This window comes from Streptomyces sp. NBC_00554 (genome assembly GCF_041431135.1).
Taxonomy (GTDB): Bacteria; Actinomycetota; Actinomycetes; order Streptomycetales; family Streptomycetaceae; genus Streptomyces.
In genome coordinates this window covers 202,779-221,260 of the sequence record NZ_CP107799.1, presented here as the reverse complement: position 1 = coordinate 221,260, position 18,482 = coordinate 202,779, and the positions used below count along the sequence as shown (strand labels likewise).

The following is an 18,482-nucleotide window of genomic DNA, read 5'->3' as shown; positions in this document are numbered from 1 at the left end:
ATGTCCATTCGCCTTCGCCGCTGTCGCCGCTCCCTCCTGCTGAGTTCGGTCGTGCTCGCCGGACTGGCCGTCGGCACACAAACCATGGGCACCGCCTTCGGTGCCACCGCGCCGCTGAGCGATGCGCGCGAGGTCGTCCATTTCGACATCGCCGCCCTGCAGCAGCCGGAGAACATCACGCTGGAGCCGGGCGGGGCCGCCGATGTGACGTTCCAGAAGTCCCGGCAGGTGGCCCAGGTGACCACGAGCGGGACGATCACCGTACTGGCGACCCTTCCCGCGCCGACCACCGGCAGCGCGACGGCGTCCGGCATCGTACGCACCGCCGACGGCACGCTCTACGTCAACTACAACGCGGGCGCCAATTCCGGCATCTACCGGATCCCGGCGGGCGGCGGCACTCCCGTGCTGGTGGTGGCGATGCCCGATGTGAAGGTGCTGAACGGCCTGGCGATCGACGCGAGCCGTGACACCTTGTACGCGACCGACTCCTCGTCCGGCGCCGTGTGGAAGGTGTCGCTGAAGACGAAGACCGCCTCCCTGTGGACACAGGGAGCCGACTTCCAGCCCGGTTCGACCTCGACGTCCTCGTTGGGGGCCAACGGTGTCAAGGTGCACGACGGTGCAGTGTGGGTGAGCAACACCGGCAACGGCACGTTGCTTCGGGTACCGATCAACAAGGACGGCACGGCAGGCACGGACACCGTCAAGGCGACCGGCTTGCCCGGGATCGACGACTTCACCTTCACCGGCCGCGGCGACCAGGTACTGGCCGCCCAGAACGGCACCAACCAGGCCAGCATCGTCAGCTCGGACGGCACGGTTCAGACGGTGCTGACGGTGGCGGATGGGATCGAGAACCCGACGTCGGTGGCGGTCAGGGGCTCGACCGTGTACGTGGCGAGCGGGGCGTACCTCACGCGCACGGATCCGAATCTGTTGCTCGCGCGGCTGCGCTGAATGCGGGCGGGCCGGGGACGGTGAGATGAGGGAAGTGGGTCCAGAGGTAGTGCTCCAGTGCTCCGAGAGGCAGTGCCCCAAGCGCTGTGAAGCGCTCTGAGCAAGGAAGCCGGGCGGCGTGGCGGCCCGGCTTCCTTGCTGCCCGCGGCACTTTTGCTGTGGTCTTGCGGCGGCTCTTTCTACGGCCTTTTCGATCCTGGTTCAGTCCCAGCTCAGTCTCCGGTCAGCCGCGATCAGTCCCAGAAGAAGCTCTGGGCGGGGGCGGCTATTAGCTTTTCGGCGTAGGTGCGCGGGGTGTTGCCGTCCTGGTCGATGGTGTCAGGAGAGAAGGCGTAGTGATCGGCGGCGATGGCCTCGCGGCTACGGCGCCAGCTCGCCCGAGCCCTCGGCGACGAACGAGCTGCGGCCCGAACCCGTCACGCTCCGTATCGATCGGTCCCCGCTGAAGCTCGCCCTGGAGGTTCACGCGGCTACACCACTTCGCGGGACACGATCCCGATGTGCCTCACATGCTGCCGATGTTGGCCTCCAGCGCCGCGGTGCTGGAGGTGGACGCCGAAGCGCGGCGTCACTTCTCGGACTCATGCTTGACGCGTTGCGTCCGCAACGCGCGTGACGGGTCTGCCGTGGGAGTAACGGATCAACGGATTGAGCGTGTCCGCGACACGGCGCTGGCCTGTGCCAGAGTGTGCCGGATGACGACGACGAGCGGACGGGGGCGTGGCCGGCCACCCGTTTCTTCGCGGGAGGCGATCGAGCGACAGGCGATGCGCCTGTTCCGTGAGCATGGCTACGCCGCGACCACGATTCCGATGATCGCTCGCGCCAGCGGCGTGAGCCGTACGAGCGTGTTCCGGTACTGGGGTTCGAAGGCGGAGATCATCTGGGCGGAGTTCGAGACCCATACACATCGGCTCTCCCAACTGCTTCGGGAAGCGGACCAGGGCGCGGCGACGATGACGATCGTCCGCGAGCAGGTGGTCGCGAACCTCGCCCGCTCCATCGATGACACACCTCTTTGGATGGAGAGGTTCGCCATCCTCGACTCGTCCCCCGACCTGCAGGGGGAGGCGGCGGCGCACTGGCTCGTCTGGGCTGCGGTCATCGCGGAATACGTGGCGCAGCGACATGGCGTGGAGCCCGCGGAGGTCCTGCCGCAGTCCACGGGCGCGGCTGTCCAGGGGGCTTTTTCGGCGATGCTTCGCCGCTGGTTGCGGGTCGACGAGCCGTCGTCAGCACTCCTGCCTGAACTCGACGCAGCTCTGCGACCTCTGTGCGAAGTGTTGCAGCGGTGGATCGACGGTCAGGTCACAACGGCCGAGGAGGACTGAGGTCCCGCTCGGAAACACGCCACCGCTGTGTCTTTTTTTTGGTACCGAGTACCAGTATTCTGGATGGCGCCGAAGGTGTCTCGACGTCGAGACACCGACGACCCTGAACCGTGAGTGCGGTCCATGGCGAACGAGAAGAATGGACCCGAGATGGGAAAGCTCGATGGCAAGGTCGCCATCATCACCGGAGCAGCACAGGGCATGGGTGAGGCACATGCCCGACGTTTCGTCAGCGAGGGCGCGAAGGTCGTCCTCACTGACGTGAACCAGGACCGTGGCGCGAAGATCGCCGCCGAACTCAGCCCGAACGCGCTGTTCATCCGTCACGACGTCAGTTCGCTGGATGGGTGGCGCGCGGTAGTCGAGCGAGCCGAGGAAGCGTTCGGCCCGGTGGACATCCTTGTCAACAACGCCGGCATCCTCGGCCCGATCGCCGACGTGGTGGAAATCGAGCCGGACGACTACCTGAAGGTCATCGCGATCAACCAGCACTCCCAGGTCTGGGGCATGAAGACCGTCATCCCCTCCATGAAGAGGGCGGGCGGCGGGGCGATCGTCAACATCAGCTCGACGGCCGGCATGGTCTCCGTCGTCGGTGCCCCCAGCCTCGCCTACGTCGCGAGCAAGTTCGCCTCCCGTGGCATGACCAAGCAGGTGGCGGTGCAGTTCGGCCCGGACCGGATCCGGGTGAACTCCGTCCACCCCGGATATATCAAGACGCCCATGATGGTCGAGGCCAGCGACGAGAACGGCGGTGGCGTCGGCGAAACCGTCCCACTCCGGCGTCTGGCCGATCCTGACGAGGTGGCGAGCCTGGTTCTCTTCCTCGCCTCCGACGATTCGTCCTACATCAGCGGGATGGAGCACGTCATCGACGGCGGCCTCACCGCTTCCTGACGGCGAAGCCACGGCCCGGAGCAGCGCCTCGCGCCATCGCGGACGCCCGGACCTCGGATCGAGGGTCCGGGCGCCGTTCCGGTTTCGGTTCCCGCCAGACCGGCCGGTCCTCGTCCGCGAACCATTGGACGACGCTGGAGTCCTTGGCCCGGAGCGGTCGTGCCCTTCGGCCAGCCGGCGGGCTGGGACGGGTGGGCCGGGTGGACGTTCACCTCGCCGGGGTTGTTGCTGCCGAGCAGGGGCTCAAGCGGGTCGACGCTGACGACATCGGCGGGCCGGGGAACGACGACGTCGGCCAGTTCCCGCGCGGTTGTCATCAGGTCCAGAGCGTTCCCGATGCGTACGCGTGCCTCATTCAGGATGTTCGGCCCTTACCGTAGTGGTGCCGCTCAGTGACGGAGCGCCTGGGCTCCGACCAGCTGCTCTCGGGTGATCGCGTGAGTGTGCAGGTCGTGACGGTATGACGATGCGTGGTAGGCCCGGTCCGGACGCAACGAAGCTCCGGTTGATGCCGGTGACCGATCAAGTCGCCTGCACCGCCCGGAGCTTCGATGTGTCGTGAGCCTGCCACCGTATGTCTGATCAAGTCGCCGACCCGTCAGCACCGGTTGATCGGACCGCTGACCCTGCGACTGCGGACCTTGGCCGACGCCCGGTATCGGCGCGGGAAGCGTCACTCGTTCGTGAGCCCGCAGGACACGCTCGCCCGGCGCGGCGCCCGCGCCACGACGAACGTCAGGACCCTGCCTGGTTGTCAGGCCTCAGACGTAGCTTCTGAGAGCAGCTGTGTGGTGCCGGGGTCAGATCAGGAACGCCAGCGTCGGCACGGCGCCGTGCCCGTTCACCAGGTGCACGGTCTTCTCCACCAGGCGTGGCCCGCCCGGGCCCGTGCGGATGCGGTGGACGTAGCGGCCGGCCCAGACCGTCAGCTCGTAGCGGTACTCGTGGAGTGCGAAGTTGGAGGCGATGGTCACCGTGTCGCCGTCCTGGGCGAGCACCTCCAGGTTGGACACCGTGCGCCGCATCCGTGAGGGCGGGGTCTGCGCGTGCCGGGAGCCGGTGTTGAGCTGGGCGATCCGGCTGCGCAGCCGGCGCCGGTTGTCGTAGATGTAGGACAGGTTCCGTTGGGGGTCGTCGCCCTCGCGCATGGGGACCCAGTAGCAGGCGTCGTCGTCCCACAGGGCCTCCCACTCCGAGTAACGCGACTCGTCGGCGAGGCGGGCCTCCAGGTAGATGAAAGCGGCCAGTTCGGGGTCGACGGGTGTGAAGACGGGCCGGGTCGCCTCGCTCGTCCCGGCGTCGGTGTTCGCCACCGTGGTCATGCGGACGCTCCCATCACTCGGGCCCACTCGCGCCAGAAGCCGCGCTGCGGGGTCTCGGAGCTCTTGTCGTAGTTGACGGTTCCGGTCTCGTTGTCGAGGTCGCTCTCGAGGCCGCGACTGAGCTGCAGCCACTCGGATCCGCGCGCCGCGAGCCCGCGCTGGTTGCGGAAGCCGATCTCACCGTCGTCCGCGATCAGGAAGCCGGCCGGGCCCATCGCGCCCTCGGTGCGGCGCAGCATCTTGCCGTTGAGCTCCGGGGCGCCCTTGAGGAGAGCCGGGGTGGTGTAGGCGACGGTGCGGTCGGCGGCCAGCAGATCCACCGTCATGATGTTCATCTCGGCCAGGAAGAGATTGGGGAAGATCAGCGTGTGCGGCGGGCCGACCACCAGGGAGTGATGGGTGCGCTCGGGGCCGTACGCCGCCTCCATCGCGGACACGTAGGCGGGCAGCTTCTCGCGCGGGCTGCGGCCGAACCAGACGAACTCCTCGTCCAGCTTCTCGTACTCCTCGCTGTAGTCGATCTCGGAGTGGCCGCCGCCGAGGTCGCGTACCAGGACCTTCACCTTCGCGGGCTGGTGCGAGACCTTGGCCGGACGTACGGCGTCGTAGACCGACTTGTGGGTGAACAGCGCGTGGTAGCCGTCCACGTTGTTCTCCATCACCATCTTCCAGTTGCAGTTCTGGAAGTGCTTCATGTGCCCGGCGCCCAGCTGGAGTTCACCGGCGGGGGACAGCGCGAGGAGCCGGTCGATGGCGTCGGTGGAGCGCCCCAGGTGCTCCAGCAGGGAGATGCCGGTGGGAGCGAGGGAGGCGAAGACGAAGCCCCGGTAGGTGTCCACACGGGCGGCCGGGGTGAGGCCGAGTTCGCCGCGCAGCGAGTCGTAGCGGTCCGCGTAGCCGTTCCTCATCGGTACGGCGACCAGCGGGCCCTCGTTGCTGAACGTCCAGCCGTGGTACGGGCACCGGAAGGAGGTGGCGTTGCCCTGCTCGGCGTTGCAGAGCCGGTTGCCGCGGTGGGCACAGCGGTTCGCCAGGACACGGACCTGGCCGTCCTTGCCGCGGGCCACGATGACCGGCTCCTGGCCCATCATGCGGGTGATGTAGTCGCCGGGTTCGGGGACCTCGCTGTCGTGGGCCACATAGACCCACCCCTTGCGGAAGATCTGCTCCAGCTCGCGGCGGAAGATCTCCGGTGAGGTGTAGACGGAGCCGTGGACGCGGTCGGGGCGCACCAGGGCCTCCACGTCGAAGGTGTTGGTGGGGTTGGCGGCCTCGGTGGTTTCGGCAGGCGGGTTGTCGAGGGTGGTCATCAGGCGGTCTCCGGGTTGTCGGGCTCGGCGGGCACACCTGCGTCGGGTGCGCCGCGTACGGCGGTCAGGGACACCGCCGGGAGGACGGTGCCGCCCACGGTGCGGAAGCCGATAGGGACGGGGTCCGCGATCGCGGGTGGTGTGTCCGCCGGTCTGTCGGTGGTCAGCACGAGGCGGTGCCCGCTGGCCAGTTCGGTATCGATCACGTGGTACGGGCGGTCGGACGGCCGGGTCAGCCGCGGCTCACGCCGGTGCACGGTGGTCACCGCGTGGACCACGCCCACCGGCTCGACCCGCCGCCAGACGACGGAGCCGGACGCGCACCGGTCGCAGAGATCCTGGTCGAGTTCGAGGGTCGCGCCGCAGTCGCCGCAGAACGGCAGGGCCAGCACCCCGGTGGCGGCAGCCTCGTACAGCGGGGCGAGCGTGCCTGTCACGGCCGGGGCGAGCTCGTCGGCGACCAGCCAGTCCGGCGCCACCGCGTCGGATGTCGAGGTCATGGGGTCGGAGGTCACAGCGGCTCCCGGTCGAGTACGAGGAAGGCGTGGTGGTCGACGCGGCCGCCGATGCCCGCCACGAAGGCGGTGGCCGCCCGGGGGACCTGCCGGGCGCCTCCCGTGCCGCGCAGCTGGACGACGGCCTCGGCGAGCGGCGTCATGCCCTGGAGGTAGAAGCCCGCCAGCTGTCCGCCGCCCGTGTTGACCGGCAGCTCGCCCCCGGGCCCGAGAGCGCCGGCGCGGGCCAGCTTCCCGGCGTGCCCCGGCTCGCAGAACCCGTACCCCTCCAGTAGGCACAACGTGACGACGCTGAACGGGTCGTACAGCTCCAGGACGTCGACGTCCCAGCGCCGTCGGCGTGCCATGACGAGGGCGCGGTCGGCAGCCGCCCGCAGGGCCGAGGAATCCTGGTCGAACCAGGACTCCGCCCCGGCGCGCCGGCGCCGCATGGAGTGGTGCTGCGCCATACCGCGCACATGGACGGGCGGTGGCCCGCCGCTGTCCCGGCCGGGTGCGCCGACGACCAGGGCCACGGCGCCGTTCACCGGGCGCGCGCAGTCGTACAGCCGCAGGGGGGTGGAGATCATCCGGCCCGCGAAGTAGTCGTCGGCGCTCAGCGGGGTGCGGGCGACGGCGTGCGGATTGCCCGCCGCCCAGGCGCGTGCGGTGCGGGCCACCGCGCACAGGTCCTCCTCCGAACCGCCGGTGAGTGCCAGATAGCGGGAGGCCAGCAGGGCGTACGTGGGGACGGAACCGAGCACCCCCGAGGCGCGTTCGAGGCCGCGCGCTCCCTCGGTGCCGCCGCTGTGCGCGTACGTGGAACCGGAGCCGCCGCCGGCTTGGAGCGGCGCGTCCGCGAAGACGCACACGACGGTGCGGGCGAGCCCGGCCCGTACCGCGAGCACGGCGCGCTGGATCATCGCGGCGGCCGTGGCCCCTTTGATCTCGACGTGTTCCAGCAGCGCGAGGTCGCCGAAGCCGCCCTGCCGGGCCAGGGACACGCCCACCCGGTCCGGGCGGACGCCCTGGCTGGAGCCGACCAGCAGTCCGTCCACGTCCGCGCGGGTCAGTCCGGCGTCGGCCAGGGCGGCGGACACGGCCCGGTGCGCCAGTTCGCGGGCGGTCCCGCCGGGCCGCAGGGACATCTCGGTCATGCCAAGTCCGATGATGGCCGGGTACGTCATGCGTCCTCCCTCAGGCCGCTACTCGCGCGCGTTCGTGACCTCAGTCGTGCCCTCATACGACGGCGTCCGACCGGTACTGGCCCACGCGCAGCCAGTCGGCCCGGTCCGGCTCGGTCACCTGGCAGAAGCTGGCGAGCTCCAGCGGATCGATGTGGATCGCGTCCCCGGTCTCCAGGTCCTCGACACGGAGCCGGGGGGTGTGACCGCAGAGGTCCACCGACAGCCGGACCGATGCGAACTCATTCGTCAGAACTGCATTGAATTGCGGGAAGCCTTCCCGGTGTCCATCACTGCTCGGCATGGGACTCCATCTGTACGGCGACCGGGAACATATCTCGGTGATCCTGCGCATCTTCCGGGTTTTCAGCAGGATAAGACGGGTGTGCTCACGGGTGCTAGATCTAGACGACATTGATGTCAGATACTATCGTCCTGAGCACCCAACTGGGGCCCGTGCGGGAGCCACCCCGCCGCATCGCTCCCCAGGTCATCGAGGGAGGACCATGAACACTCCGCCACCTGCACAGCTCACCCACTTGGGGCTCTATGTCGACGACATGGACGCCATGGTCGGCTTCTACACCGAGCTCATGGGGATGGCGGTGAGCGACAGCGGGGAGTTCCTCGGCCGCCGCCTCACCTTCCTGAGCCGCAAGGCCGACGAACACCACCAACTGGTCCTGGTGACCGGCCGCGAGGCACCGCGCGGGACGGTGCTGCTCAGCCAGCTCTCCTTCCGGCTGAACGACGACGACCTCGGCTCGCTGCGCTGGTTCCACCGGCGGGCGCTCGAACTCGGCGCGGCCGGCATGGAAGGCCGCAACCACGGCAACAGCTGGAGCATCTACTTCGAGGACCCGGAGGGGAACCGGCTGGAGCTGTACACCCCCACGCCCTGGTACGTCAGCCAGCCCTGGCGGGTCACGCTCGACTTCGACCGGAGTGACGAGGAAATCCGCGCGGAGACCGAGAAGCTCATCGGGGAGACCGGCACCGCCAAACCCGTCGAGGTCTGGCAGCAGGAGCTGGCCGCCCGGCTGGCCGCACAGTGACCACGGGAGACACGGGAGAGGGCGGCGCGATGAGCGAAGTCGAGACCGGCTTGCACGAGGAGCCCGACCGGTACGCCGACTACCGGAGTATCTGGACCGAACTGCGCGAGGTGCCGTTCCGGCAGGCATGGACGGATGTCGACGGCGTCTCCACGCGCTACGTCGAGGCGGGAGACCCGGAGGCCCCCGCCCTGGTCATGCTGCACGGCACCGGCGGCCACTGGGAGACCTGGGCCTCGAACCTCGGCCCGCTCTCCCGGCACTTCCGCTGCGTGGCGCTCGACATGGTGGGCAACGGCTTCTCCGACAAACCCGACTACGACTACGACATCGACGTGTACGCCCGCCACGTCACCGGCTTGATGGACCGACTGGGCATCGAGAAGGCATCCTTCGCGGGCACCTCCCTCGGCTCCTGGGTCGCCGCACGCCTCGCGCTCACCCACCCGCAGCGCGTCGACGGGCTCATCCTGTGCTCCCCGGCCGGCCTCGTCGGCACCGCGAGCAACATGGCACGCATCCGGGCCGAGCGCACCCGCGCCGTGGACGACCCCACCTGGGAGTCCATCAGGGCCATGTTTCTCAACCTCATGGCCGAGGAACGCAACCGCATCCCGGACGTGATCGCCCTGCGCCAGGCCATCTACCGGCTCCCGGAGACGAAGGCCGTCATCGACCACGTACTCATCCTTCAAGATCCGGACGTACGGCAGCGCAATCTGCTCACCGAGGAGGAGTGGTCCTCCATCAAGGCACCGGCCCTGGTCGTGGCCTCCGGCGAACGCAACGAGTACCGCAGCACGGCATACCGCGTGGCCGAACTCATCCCCGGCGCCCGTCTGTTGGAGATGCCGCACGTCCGCCACTGGCCGCACTTCGAGGACCCGGCGACCTTCAACACGGTCGCCCTCGACTTCCTGCTGAGCCGATGACGGCGCCGACGATGACGACGGCCGACGACCGCCCGACCGCTGCCCGCCCGAACGCCGACAACCTGCGCGACGCGGCCGACCGGCTGCACGACGCCGAACGCACCCGGATCCCGATCCGCCAACTCTCCCTCCAGTACCCGGAGATGACGATCGAGGACGCGTACGAGGTCCAGCGCACGCTCGTCGACCGCAAGCTCGCCGAGGGCCGCCGCCTCATCGGGCGCAAGATCGGACTGACCTCGCGGGCCATGCAGCAGGCCGTCTCGATCACCGAACCCGACTACGGCGCCCTCTTCGACGACATGCTCTTCGATGACGGTTCCGACGTGCCCGTCGACCGGTTCATCCGGCCCCGGGTCGAGGTCGAGCTGGCCTTCGTCCTGGGAGAGAGCCTGCGCGGCCCCGGCTGCACCCTCTTCGACGTGCTGCGGGCGACGGAGTTCGTCACCCCGGCCCTCGAAATCCTCGACGCCCGCGTCCAGATGAGCGATCCGGACACCGGCCATCTGCGCACCATCGTGGACACCATCGCCGACAACGCCGCCGACGCCGGCCTGGTGCTCGGCGGCCGGGCGGTGCGACCGCTCGACGTCGACCTGCGCTGGGCCTCTGCCCTGCTGTATCGCAACGGCTCCATCGAGGAGTCCGGGGTCGCCGCTGCCGTACTGAACAACCCCGCCAACGGAGTGGCCTGGCTGGCCAACAAGCTCGCCCCGCACGACGTGGAGCTGGAAGCGGGCCAGATCATCCTCGCCGGTTCCTTCACCCGGCCGGTGCACGCCCACGACGGCGACACCTTCCAGGCCGACTACGGGCCACTCGGCACGATCACCTGCCGGTTCCTCGGCGAGAAGGGCAAGGGGAGCACGGAGATTGGGAAGACCAGGGAGATCAGGGAGACCAGGGAGACCAGGGAGAGCGGGGAGAGCCATGCCGGCACTTGACAGCGGCGGCTTCGGGCGCCAACTCGGCTCCGGGCGCCCGCAGATCGGGATGTGGGTCGCCTCCGGCAGCCCCTACATCGCCGAGATCTGCGCGGGCGGCGGCCTCGACTGGCTGCTCATCGACATGGAACACGCGCCGAACGACCCGCAGTCGGTGCTCGCCCAGCTCCAGGCCGTGGCCCCCTATCCGGTCGAACCGGTCGTGCGTCCCACGTCCGCCGACCCCGTACTGATCAAACGGCTCCTCGACATCGGCGTACGCAACCTCCTGGTCCCCATGGTGGATTCGGCGCAGGAGGCAGAGGCGGTGGTGCGGGCGACCCGCTATCCGCCCGACGGGATCCGCGGCGTGGGCAGCGCCTTCGCCCGCGCCTCGCGCTGGAACCGGGTGCCCGGATACCTCCAGCAGGCGGGCGACGGCATCACCGTCCTGGTTCAGGCCGAATCCGCCCACGCGATTGACCACTTGGAGAAGATCGCGGCGGTCGACGGCGTGGACGGCGTCTTCATCGGCCCCGCCGACCTCGCCGCGTCACTCGGCCACCTCGGCAACCCCGACCACCCGGACGTGCTGAGCCGCATCGAACAGGGCATCGGCGCCATCCTCGGGCAGGGCAAGGCCGCCGGAATCAACGCCTTCGCCGAGCCCGCCGCCCGCCGGTATCTGCGGCTCGGCTGCACCTTCGTCCTCGTCGGGGCCGACGTGACCCTGCTCGCCCGGGGCAGCGAGGAACTCGCCGCCCGCTACCGCACCGATACCTGAAGCCTGCTGGGGAGAGACATGGAAGCCATCGCCATGACCATCGGCGCCGAGCGGCGCCCGGGCCGTACGACGTTCGACTCCCTGGACCCCTACCGGGGCGGTCCATGGGCCCAGGTCGCCGAGGCGACCGCACGGGACGTCGACGACGCGGTGGCCGCGGCCCGCGCCGCCTTCGACGGGCCCTGGGGCGCCCTGTCCGGCGCCGAACGCGCGCGGCTGCTGCGCCGCCTGGGCCAGGAGATCGAGGCGGCGGCCGACGAACTCGCCCTGGCCGAGACCCGCGACAACGGCAAGCTGCTGCGCGAGATGGGCGGCCAGGTGCGCTCGCTGCCCGCCTGGTACGAGTACTACGCCGGATTCGCCGACAAGATCGAGGGTCGGGTGGTCGACACCGGTCGCCCCGACTTCTTCGGCTACGTAAGCCGGGAACCCGTGGGCGTCGTGGCCGCGGTACTCCCCTGGAACTCGCCCCTGCTGCTGCTCACCTTCAAGCTCGCGCCCGCGCTGGCGGCCGGCTGCACCGTGGTGGCCAAGCCGTCCGAGCACGCCCCCGTCTCCATCCTGAAGTTCGCCGAGCTGTTCGAACGCGCGGGCTTCCCGCCGGGAGTGTTCAACACCGTCAGCGGCGCTTCCCGGGAGGTGGGGGAGTGGCTGGTCAGGCACCCCGGAGTCGACCGGGTCTCCTTCACCGGCTCCGAGACCACCGGCGCCGCCGTGGCCGCGGCCGCCGCCTCCCATCTCGCCCCCGCCACCCTGGAGTTGGGCGGCAAGTCGGCGAACATCGTCTTCCCGGACGCCGACATGGAAGCCGCCGCCAACGGACTGATCGCCGGGATCTTCGCCGCGGCCGGGCAGACCTGCATCGCCGGCTCCCGGGCACTGATCCACGCGGACGTCTTCGACGAGGTGGTCGACCGGGTCGCCGAACGCGCCGACTCCATCGTCATGGGAGACCCCACCGGGAGCGCCACCGAGATGGGCCCCATCTGCTTCCCCGGCCAGCTGGAGAAGATCCAGCACTACGTCGACACTGCGCGCAAGGAAGGCGCCGTCATCCGCGTCGGCGGCGGCGACGGCGGGCACGGCGGCCTGTTCTTCCAGCCCACCCTCATCACCGGCCTGCCCAACGACTCGGTCGTGTGCCGCGAGGAGATCTTCGGCCCCGTGCTCGCCGCTGTGCCCTTCGGCGACGAGGACGAGGCGGTACGGCTGGCGAACGACTCCCGCTACGGACTGGCCGCGGGGATCTGGACCGCCGACGTACGCCGGGTCTTCCGGATGACCCGCGCGCTGAAGGTCGGCACGGTCTGGGTCAACGCGTACCGCACGCTCAACTACGCGATGCCCTTCGGCGGTGTCAAGAACAGCGGATTCGGGCGCGAGAACGGTACCGAGGGACTGGGCGAGTACCTCGAGGAGAAGGCCGTCTGGATCGAGACCACCGGCCGCACCCGCGATCCCTTCGTGCTCGGCTGAGGAGGCAGGAGATGACCACGGACCGACGCCCCGCGCACCCGCGACACGGCCCGCACCACCCGACCACCCACACCCCGCCGCGCCGCCCCGGCTCACTGCGGCGCACCAGCAGCATCGACATGCTGCGCCCGGGGGGCGTCGACGGGGAGCTGATCCTCTCCGGGCGGGCCCGTGACCTGCTCACCGGCCCGGACGGCCGGGCGACCGTCGTCGCGGAGGCCGCCGTGCACGCCCGGGTCGACTACGCCGGGCACTTCGCGCTCACCGAGATCCGGACCACTCCCGAACTCCCCGGCGCGCAGGACCTGTTGGGGGCCTCCGTCTCCGCCGGATTCCGCTCCCGGGTGGGCCGGGCGCTCCCCGAGGAGCGCGAGCGGGCCACCTTGACGCACCTGCTGCTCGACGACCTGCCGGGCGCCGCCCTGGTCAGCGGGTACGCGGTCGGCGCCGGGAACGAGCGGATCAGCAAACGGGACACCGGCCCGTACGCGTTGCAGCAGGCGGACATCTGCTCCGGCTGGCGCTCGGACGGGACCATGCTCCTTGAGATCGGCCGCACCGGGACCATGCCGACGGTCCAGGGACCCCTGGCACCCGTCTTGGAACCGGACGACGACCCCTGGTCCTGGCACCACACCGGACCACTGCCGGCCTACGGCATGCGGCGACGACGGCGCCTGGACCTGATCGACGGCCGGCCGCTCGCCCTCGACGTGTTCTACCGGGACACCCACATGAGCCCGGACGGCGTGGAGACGGTCATCCACGATTACGCGGTGGACGGCCGGATCGACCCCGCCACGCTGGAGATCCTCGCGCTGAAGGCCGAGCCCCGTGCCCTGCCGTGGACCGAATGCCCGGCCGCGGCGGCGGGCGCCGGCCGGCTCGTCGGCCGCACCGTCGACGGCCTGCGCCGCTGGGTACGCGCCGAACTCACCGGCACGAGCACCTGCACCCATCTGAACGATGCCTTGCGGTCGGTCGAGGACGTGGACACGCTGGCCCGGATCCTGGCCAGTTCCACTTCCACTTCGACTGCCACGGCCGCCGGTACCGACACCTGAGAGGACGAACATGGACCTCCTTCCCACCGCCGACCAAGAGGCCGTCATCGCCTCCGCGGCCGAGTTCCTGGCCAAGGAGATGCCGATCTCCTCCCTGCGTGAACGCGCCGGTGAGGCCGAGGCGTTCGACCGGGCCTCGTGGCAGCAGGCCGCCCGCCTGGGCTGGTTCGGGCTCGGACTCCCGGAGGAACAGGGCGGAGTCGGGTACACGGCGGCCGAGGAAGCCCTGCTCTTCCGGGAGATCGGACGCCACCTCGCACCCGGCCCCTTCGTCGCCACGGTGCTCGGCGCCCACATCGCCGCCGCGGCGGGGCGTGACGATCTCGTCGAGGCCATCACCGCCGGCGAGATCGTGGTCGGAACCGCCCAGCGCCGGGTCGGGGCGCGCGCCGCCACAGGCCCCGAGGCATCGGGCGGCCTGGAGGTCGTGTCCGGCGACTTCGATCTGATCGACACGACGGGGGCCGCGCTGGTCGCCGTCGTCGAGCCGCAGGGCGCCGTGCTGCTGGAGACGGCTGCCTTCGGCATCCCCCGGCAGCTGCCGCCGATCGACCCCGGCATACGGCTGGCCACGGCCTCCGTGCACCGGCAGCCCGCGCTCGTCTCGGTCGGCCCCGACTTGGAACCTGCCTTCCTGCGCGGTTCCGTTCTCGTCGCCGCGCTGCAGACCGGCATCGCGGAAGCCGCCCGTGACCTTGCCGTCGAACACGCCAAGAACCGCGTCCAGTTCGGCCGACCCATCGGCGTGAACCAGGCCGTCAAACACCGCTGCGCCGACATGGCCGTACGCGCCGAGGCAGCCAGGGCCCAACTCCTCTTCGCGGCCCTCGCACTGGCCGAGGACCGCCCGGACGCCGAGTTCCACGCCGCCGCCGCGCGCACCGTGAGCGCGGACGCCGCCCTCAGGAACACCTCCGAGAACATCCAGATCCACGGCGGCATGGGCTACACCCACGAACACGACGCCCAGTTGTACGCGAAGCGCGCCCGGGTCCTGGACCAGTTGCTGGTCTCGTCCCGCGAGACCCTCCAGCTGATCAGCAGCCTGACGGCCTCGGCCGTACGGGCAGAAGCCACCGAGCCGACTGCCTCGACTCCGAGCGCCGAGCCGTCCGCGCAGACCCCCGCCGGAGCCGGCCGATGAGCCGTCGTGCCGTCATCGCGGGCGTCGCCCTGTCCGACGTCGGCCGGGTCGGCCACGCGACGCCGTACGCCCTGGCCGCGCAGGCAGCCCGCCGCGCCCTCGCCGACGCCGGTCTGCGCCCCTCTGACGTGGACGGTCTGGGCTCCACCTCGCTCGGCACCCTGCCCCCCGTCGACATGGCGGAGTACCTCGGCCTGCGCCCGCGCTGGATCGACTCCACCTCGGTGGGCGGCGCCTCCTGGGAGGTCATGGCCGCCCACGCCGCCGACGCCATCGCCGCCGGACACGCCGACGTGGTCCTGCTGACCTACGGCTCGACGGCCCGATCCGACCTGCGGAGGGGACTGCGCACCGCCAGCCTCGACTGGGGCTCGCGCGGGCCCCAGCAGTGGGAGGCCCCGTACGGGCACACGCTCATCTCCAAGTACGCCATGGCCGCGCGCCGCCATATGCACGAATACGGCACCACCATCGAGCAGTTGGCCGAGATCGCGGTCTCCGCGCGGGCCAACGCGGCCACCAACCCCGAGGCGTCCTTCCGCGATCCCATCACCGTGGACGACGTGCTGTCGGGGCCGGTGATCGCCGACCCGTTCACCAAGCTCCAGTGCTGCATCCGCTCCGACGGCGGTGCGGCGGCAGTGATCGTCGCCGAGGACCGGGCTGCCGATCTGCCCAAGGCACCCGTCCACATCCTCGGCACCGGCGAGTACGTCAGCCACATGGCGACCAGCCAGTGGCCCGACTTCACCACCGGACCGGCCGCCGTGTCCGGGCCGCTCGCCTTCGAACGCGCCGGAGTGCGGCCCCAGGACATCGACGTGTGCGAACTGTACGACGCGTTCACGTACATGCTCCTCATCACCCTGGAGGACCTCGGCTTCTGCCCCAAGGGCGAGGCGGGGGCCTTCGTCGAGAAGGGGCGGCTGAGGAACGGCGGCGAGTTGCCCACCAACACCGACGGCGGTGGACTGTCCGCCTGCCACCCCGGGCAGCGCGGCCTGTTCCTCATCGTCGAGGCGGTACGCCAGTTGCGCGGGGAGTGCGGTGAACGGCAGGTGCCCGACGCCGAGTTGGCCTGCGTGAGCGGTACCGGCGGCTGGTTCTGCTCCAGCGGCACCCTGATCCTGGGGCGTACGTGAGCGTCGAGACCCTGGCCGACGCACTGGACGTGGCGGTGCGCGAACACGGCGACCACGAGGCCTATGTCGAGGGCCCGCGCCGCCTCACCTTCGCCGAGTGGGCGCGGGCCGCCGACGGCCTGGCCGCCGTACTCGCCGACCGCGGGGTGAGACAGGGCGACGTGGTCGCCCTCATGCTCCCCTCGTCCGTCGACTACGCGGTCTGCTACGCCGCCACCGCCCTGCTCGGCGCCGTGACCACCGGACTGAACACCCGTCTCGGACCGGACGAGACAGACTCGGTCATCGCCCAGTGCCGGCCCGCCCTGGTCATCCGCGACACGGACCTGGACCTGCCGCCGCTGCCGTACGGCACCCCGGTCCTGGCCCGCCGTGAACTCGCCGCCTGCTACCGGCAACCCGGCCTCGGCCGGCGCCGCCCGCGCGGCGCCGCCACCGACCCCGCCGCGATCATCTGGACCAGCGGGACCACCGGAGTCCCCAAAGGCGCCTGGTTCGACCACCGCGGACTCGCCGCCGCGCTGATCACCGGCGGCGTCCTGACGGCTCGTCACGACCGGCGGCTGACCGGCACCCCGTTCCCGCACGCCGGATACATGGCCAAGCTCTGGGACCAGCTAGCCACCGGCTCCACCATCGTGGTCAGCCCCACCCCGTGGCGGGCGTACGACATGCTCCGGCAACTGATCGACGAGGACATCACCGTCGCGGGCGGCGTCCCCACCCAGTGGGCCAAGCTGCTCGAAGTACCCGGGATCGACCGCGTACGGCTGCCCCGGCTACGCCTCGGGGTGTCCGCCACAGCCCCCGCCCCGCCGGAGCTCGTCGAGCGGGTCGCCCGTGTCCTGGGCTGCCCGCTCGTCGTCCGGTACGCGATGACGGAGTCGCCGAGCATCACGGGCACCGACCCGGCCGACCCGCCCGAGGTGCAGTACCGCACCGTGGGGCGACCGCAGAGCGGCGTCGAGATCGCGATCCGTGACGAGGAGGGCAAGCCCCTGCCGGACGGTGAGGTTGGGCGCATCCACCTCAAGAGCCCCTGCGCCATGCGCGGTTACTGGAACGCGCCCGAACTCACCGCCGCCGTCCTGGACTCCGACGGCTGGCTGACCACCGGCGACCTCGGCCACCTCACCCCCGACGGGAACGTGACGCTGGCCGGCCGCGCCGACGACCTCTACATCCGCGGCGGCTACAACGTCTACCCGATGGAGGTCGAGCACGTGCTCGCCGACCATCCGGCGGTCGACAGGGTCGCTGTCGTGGGCGCCCCCGCACCGGTCATCGGCGAGATCGGGGTCGCCTTCGTCGTGCCGGCGGACCCCGGCCGCCCGCCGACGCTCGACGACCTGCGGGCCCTGGTCCGGGGCAGGCTGGCCGACTACAAGGCACCCGACCGGCTGGAGGTCGTGCCGGAACTGCCGCTCACACCCCTGCTGAAGACCGACAAGAGGGCGCTGCGGGCCCTGGCCGAGGGGCGCCGGTCGTGAAGAGCGAGCCGTTGCCGGGTGTCACTGCTTCCAGGGCTGGACCTTGATGACGGCTCCAGCGTCGACCCGCAGCTGGAGACCGGTGACATAGCGGGACTCGTCCGAGGCGAGGAAGAGCACCGCGTGGCTGACGTCGAGCGGCTCGACGTACGGGATCGGCATGGCCTGCATGGCGTGGAACGCGGGCTCGGCGTCCTCGCGGGTGGGTTGGTCGAGGTCCGGCCGGAACATGCGGTACATCGGGTCGCTCTGCAGCATGTCCGTGTTGCAGTTGGCCGGGTGCACGGCATTGGCTCGGATGGACTGGGGGGCGAGTTGCACGGCGAGATCGTTGATGTACTGGGCGACCACACGCTTGGCCAGGCCGTAGCCCGCGCCGCCGGGGCCGCCGGCGTCCGTGCCGGTGGTGCCCGGCAGGAACGCGGCCACGGAACCGGTGGCGATGACCGAGGCGCCGGCCTTGAGGTACGGCAGGGCGGCATGCACCGTGTTGACGGTGCCGCCGAGGTTGATGTCCACCACGTCGGCGAACGCCTGCACCGGGCCAGGACCGAGCGGTGCGATCCCGGCGTTGGCGACCACGATGTGCAGGCCGCCGAGTTCGGACACGGCCTCGGCCACCAGCGCGCGCAGCCCCGCGGCGTCCCGTACGTCGGCCTGACGGGCGATCACGCGCCGTCCCGCCTTCTCCACCTGGCGGGCCGTCTCCGCCAGGTCCTCGGGCGTGGCCAGCGGATATCCGTTGCTCGCCACGTCCACACAGGCGTCCACGGCGATGATGTCGGCACCCTCCTCGGCGAGGCGCACCGCGTGGCTGCGGCCCTGCCCGCGTGCGGCACCGGTGATGAGCGCGATTTTTCCCTCGACCCTGCCCATGTTCTCTTCCTCCCACGAGGCTCGGCCATGCGGAGTGCGTACGTACCATCGCGCTGGTCTGACGTCTTCGTCAATAATCTGTACCGCATTCATCCTTG

At 70.5% G+C, this 18,482-nt stretch carries 18 protein-coding genes and 1 pseudogene; 12 read left to right on the top strand and 7 right to left on the bottom strand.

Going from position 1 to position 18,482, the window contains the following annotated elements:
• Entirely contained in the window at positions 1 to 960 is a 960-nt protein-coding gene (locus OG266_RS01065; RefSeq protein WP_371541571.1) for an SMP-30/gluconolactonase/LRE family protein, read from the top strand.
• 233 nt (positions 961 to 1,193) lie between these two features.
• On the opposite strand, the pseudogene OG266_RS01060 reads toward OG266_RS01065, so the two are convergent.
• Positions 1,194 to 1,313, bottom strand: a pseudogene (locus OG266_RS01060) (DUF4253 domain-containing protein); the annotation flags it as partial.
• Positions 1,314 to 1,655: 342 nt separating this feature from the next.
• On the opposite strand from OG266_RS01060, the gene OG266_RS01055 reads away from it, so the two are divergent.
• Entirely contained in the window at positions 1,656 to 2,291 is a 636-nt protein-coding gene (locus tag OG266_RS01055; protein ID WP_332880699.1) for a TetR family transcriptional regulator, read from the top strand.
• Positions 2,292 to 2,441: 150 nt separating this feature from the next.
• Positions 2,442 to 3,188 (top strand): glucose 1-dehydrogenase, encoded by a 747-nt coding sequence (locus OG266_RS01050; protein WP_332881040.1) that lies wholly within the window; start codon positions 2,442 to 2,444, stop codon positions 3,186 to 3,188.
• Positions 3,189 to 3,988: 800 nt separating this feature from the next.
• Here the strand turns inward: OG266_RS01050 and OG266_RS01045 are convergent.
• The 5 genes from OG266_RS01045 to OG266_RS01025 are packed head-to-tail and all read right to left on the bottom strand — an operon-like array spanning position 3,989 to position 7,802.
• Positions 3,989 to 4,510, bottom strand: coding sequence for an aromatic-ring-hydroxylating dioxygenase subunit beta (locus OG266_RS01045; RefSeq protein ID WP_371541567.1), 522 nt, complete (start codon positions 4,508 to 4,510; stop codon positions 3,989 to 3,991).
• Positions 4,507 to 5,820 (bottom strand): Rieske 2Fe-2S domain-containing protein, encoded by a 1,314-nt coding sequence (locus OG266_RS01040; protein ID WP_371541565.1) that lies wholly within the window; start codon positions 5,818 to 5,820, stop codon positions 4,507 to 4,509. The genes OG266_RS01045 and OG266_RS01040 overlap by 4 nt, the downstream gene beginning before the upstream one ends.
• Positions 5,820 to 6,320, bottom strand: a complete 501-nt coding sequence (locus OG266_RS01035) for a 3-ketoacyl-CoA thiolase (protein ID WP_371541562.1) — start codon at positions 6,318 to 6,320, stop codon at positions 5,820 to 5,822. Before OG266_RS01035 ends, OG266_RS01040 begins: the two co-directional genes overlap by 1 nt.
• Before the next feature lie 11 nt (positions 6,321 to 6,331).
• Positions 6,332 to 7,501, bottom strand: coding sequence for a thiolase family protein (locus OG266_RS01030; RefSeq protein WP_371541559.1), 1,170 nt, complete (start codon positions 7,499 to 7,501; stop codon positions 6,332 to 6,334).
• 52 nt (positions 7,502 to 7,553) lie between these two features.
• A complete protein-coding gene (locus OG266_RS01025) occupies positions 7,554 to 7,802 on the bottom strand; it encodes a hypothetical protein (RefSeq protein WP_371541557.1) in 249 nt (82 codons plus the stop codon).
• A 202-nt stretch (positions 7,803 to 8,004) separates the two neighbouring features.
• Here OG266_RS01025 and OG266_RS01020 point away from each other — a divergent pair, with 202 nt between their 5' ends.
• Genes OG266_RS01020 through OG266_RS00980 form a run of 9 tightly spaced genes read left to right on the top strand, consistent with a single transcriptional unit; the run spans position 8,005 to position 17,508 of the window.
• Positions 8,005 to 8,553, top strand: coding sequence for a VOC family protein (locus tag OG266_RS01020; RefSeq protein ID WP_371541553.1), 549 nt, complete (start codon positions 8,005 to 8,007; stop codon positions 8,551 to 8,553).
• 29 nt (positions 8,554 to 8,582) lie between these two features.
• A complete protein-coding gene (locus OG266_RS01015) occupies positions 8,583 to 9,485 on the top strand; it encodes an alpha/beta fold hydrolase (RefSeq protein ID WP_371541550.1) in 903 nt (300 codons plus the stop codon).
• The gene (gene hpaH, locus OG266_RS01010; RefSeq protein WP_371541548.1) at positions 9,482 to 10,429 is read left to right on the top strand and encodes a 2-oxo-hept-4-ene-1,7-dioate hydratase; all 948 of its coding nucleotides are present in this window, start codon (positions 9,482 to 9,484) and stop codon (positions 10,427 to 10,429) included. Before OG266_RS01015 ends, hpaH begins: the two co-directional genes overlap by 4 nt.
• Entirely contained in the window at positions 10,416 to 11,192 is a 777-nt protein-coding gene (locus OG266_RS01005) for an aldolase/citrate lyase family protein (protein WP_371541545.1), read from the top strand. Before hpaH ends, OG266_RS01005 begins: the two co-directional genes overlap by 14 nt.
• Positions 11,193 to 11,210: 18 nt before the next feature.
• Positions 11,211 to 12,668, top strand: a complete 1,458-nt coding sequence (locus tag OG266_RS01000; protein WP_371541543.1) for an aldehyde dehydrogenase — start codon at positions 11,211 to 11,213, stop codon at positions 12,666 to 12,668.
• Between the two features lie 11 nt (positions 12,669 to 12,679).
• The gene (locus tag OG266_RS00995; protein WP_371541540.1) at positions 12,680 to 13,732 is read left to right on the top strand and encodes a DUF2889 domain-containing protein; all 1,053 of its coding nucleotides are present in this window, start codon (positions 12,680 to 12,682) and stop codon (positions 13,730 to 13,732) included.
• Between the two features lie 10 nt (positions 13,733 to 13,742).
• Positions 13,743 to 14,876, top strand: coding sequence for an acyl-CoA dehydrogenase family protein (locus OG266_RS00990; RefSeq protein ID WP_371541538.1), 1,134 nt, complete (start codon positions 13,743 to 13,745; stop codon positions 14,874 to 14,876).
• Positions 14,873 to 16,018, top strand: coding sequence for an acetyl-CoA acetyltransferase (locus OG266_RS00985; RefSeq protein WP_371541536.1), 1,146 nt, complete (start codon positions 14,873 to 14,875; stop codon positions 16,016 to 16,018). The genes OG266_RS00990 and OG266_RS00985 overlap by 4 nt, the downstream gene beginning before the upstream one ends.
• A complete protein-coding gene (locus OG266_RS00980; RefSeq protein ID WP_371541533.1) occupies positions 16,015 to 17,508 on the top strand; it encodes a class I adenylate-forming enzyme family protein in 1,494 nt (497 codons plus the stop codon). The genes OG266_RS00985 and OG266_RS00980 overlap by 4 nt, the downstream gene beginning before the upstream one ends.
• Before the next feature lie 21 nt (positions 17,509 to 17,529).
• On the opposite strand, the gene OG266_RS00975 is transcribed toward OG266_RS00980, so the two are convergent.
• Entirely contained in the window at positions 17,530 to 18,384 is an 855-nt protein-coding gene (locus tag OG266_RS00975; RefSeq protein WP_371541531.1) for a mycofactocin-coupled SDR family oxidoreductase, read from the bottom strand.
• Positions 18,385 to 18,482: the final 98 nt, after the last annotated feature.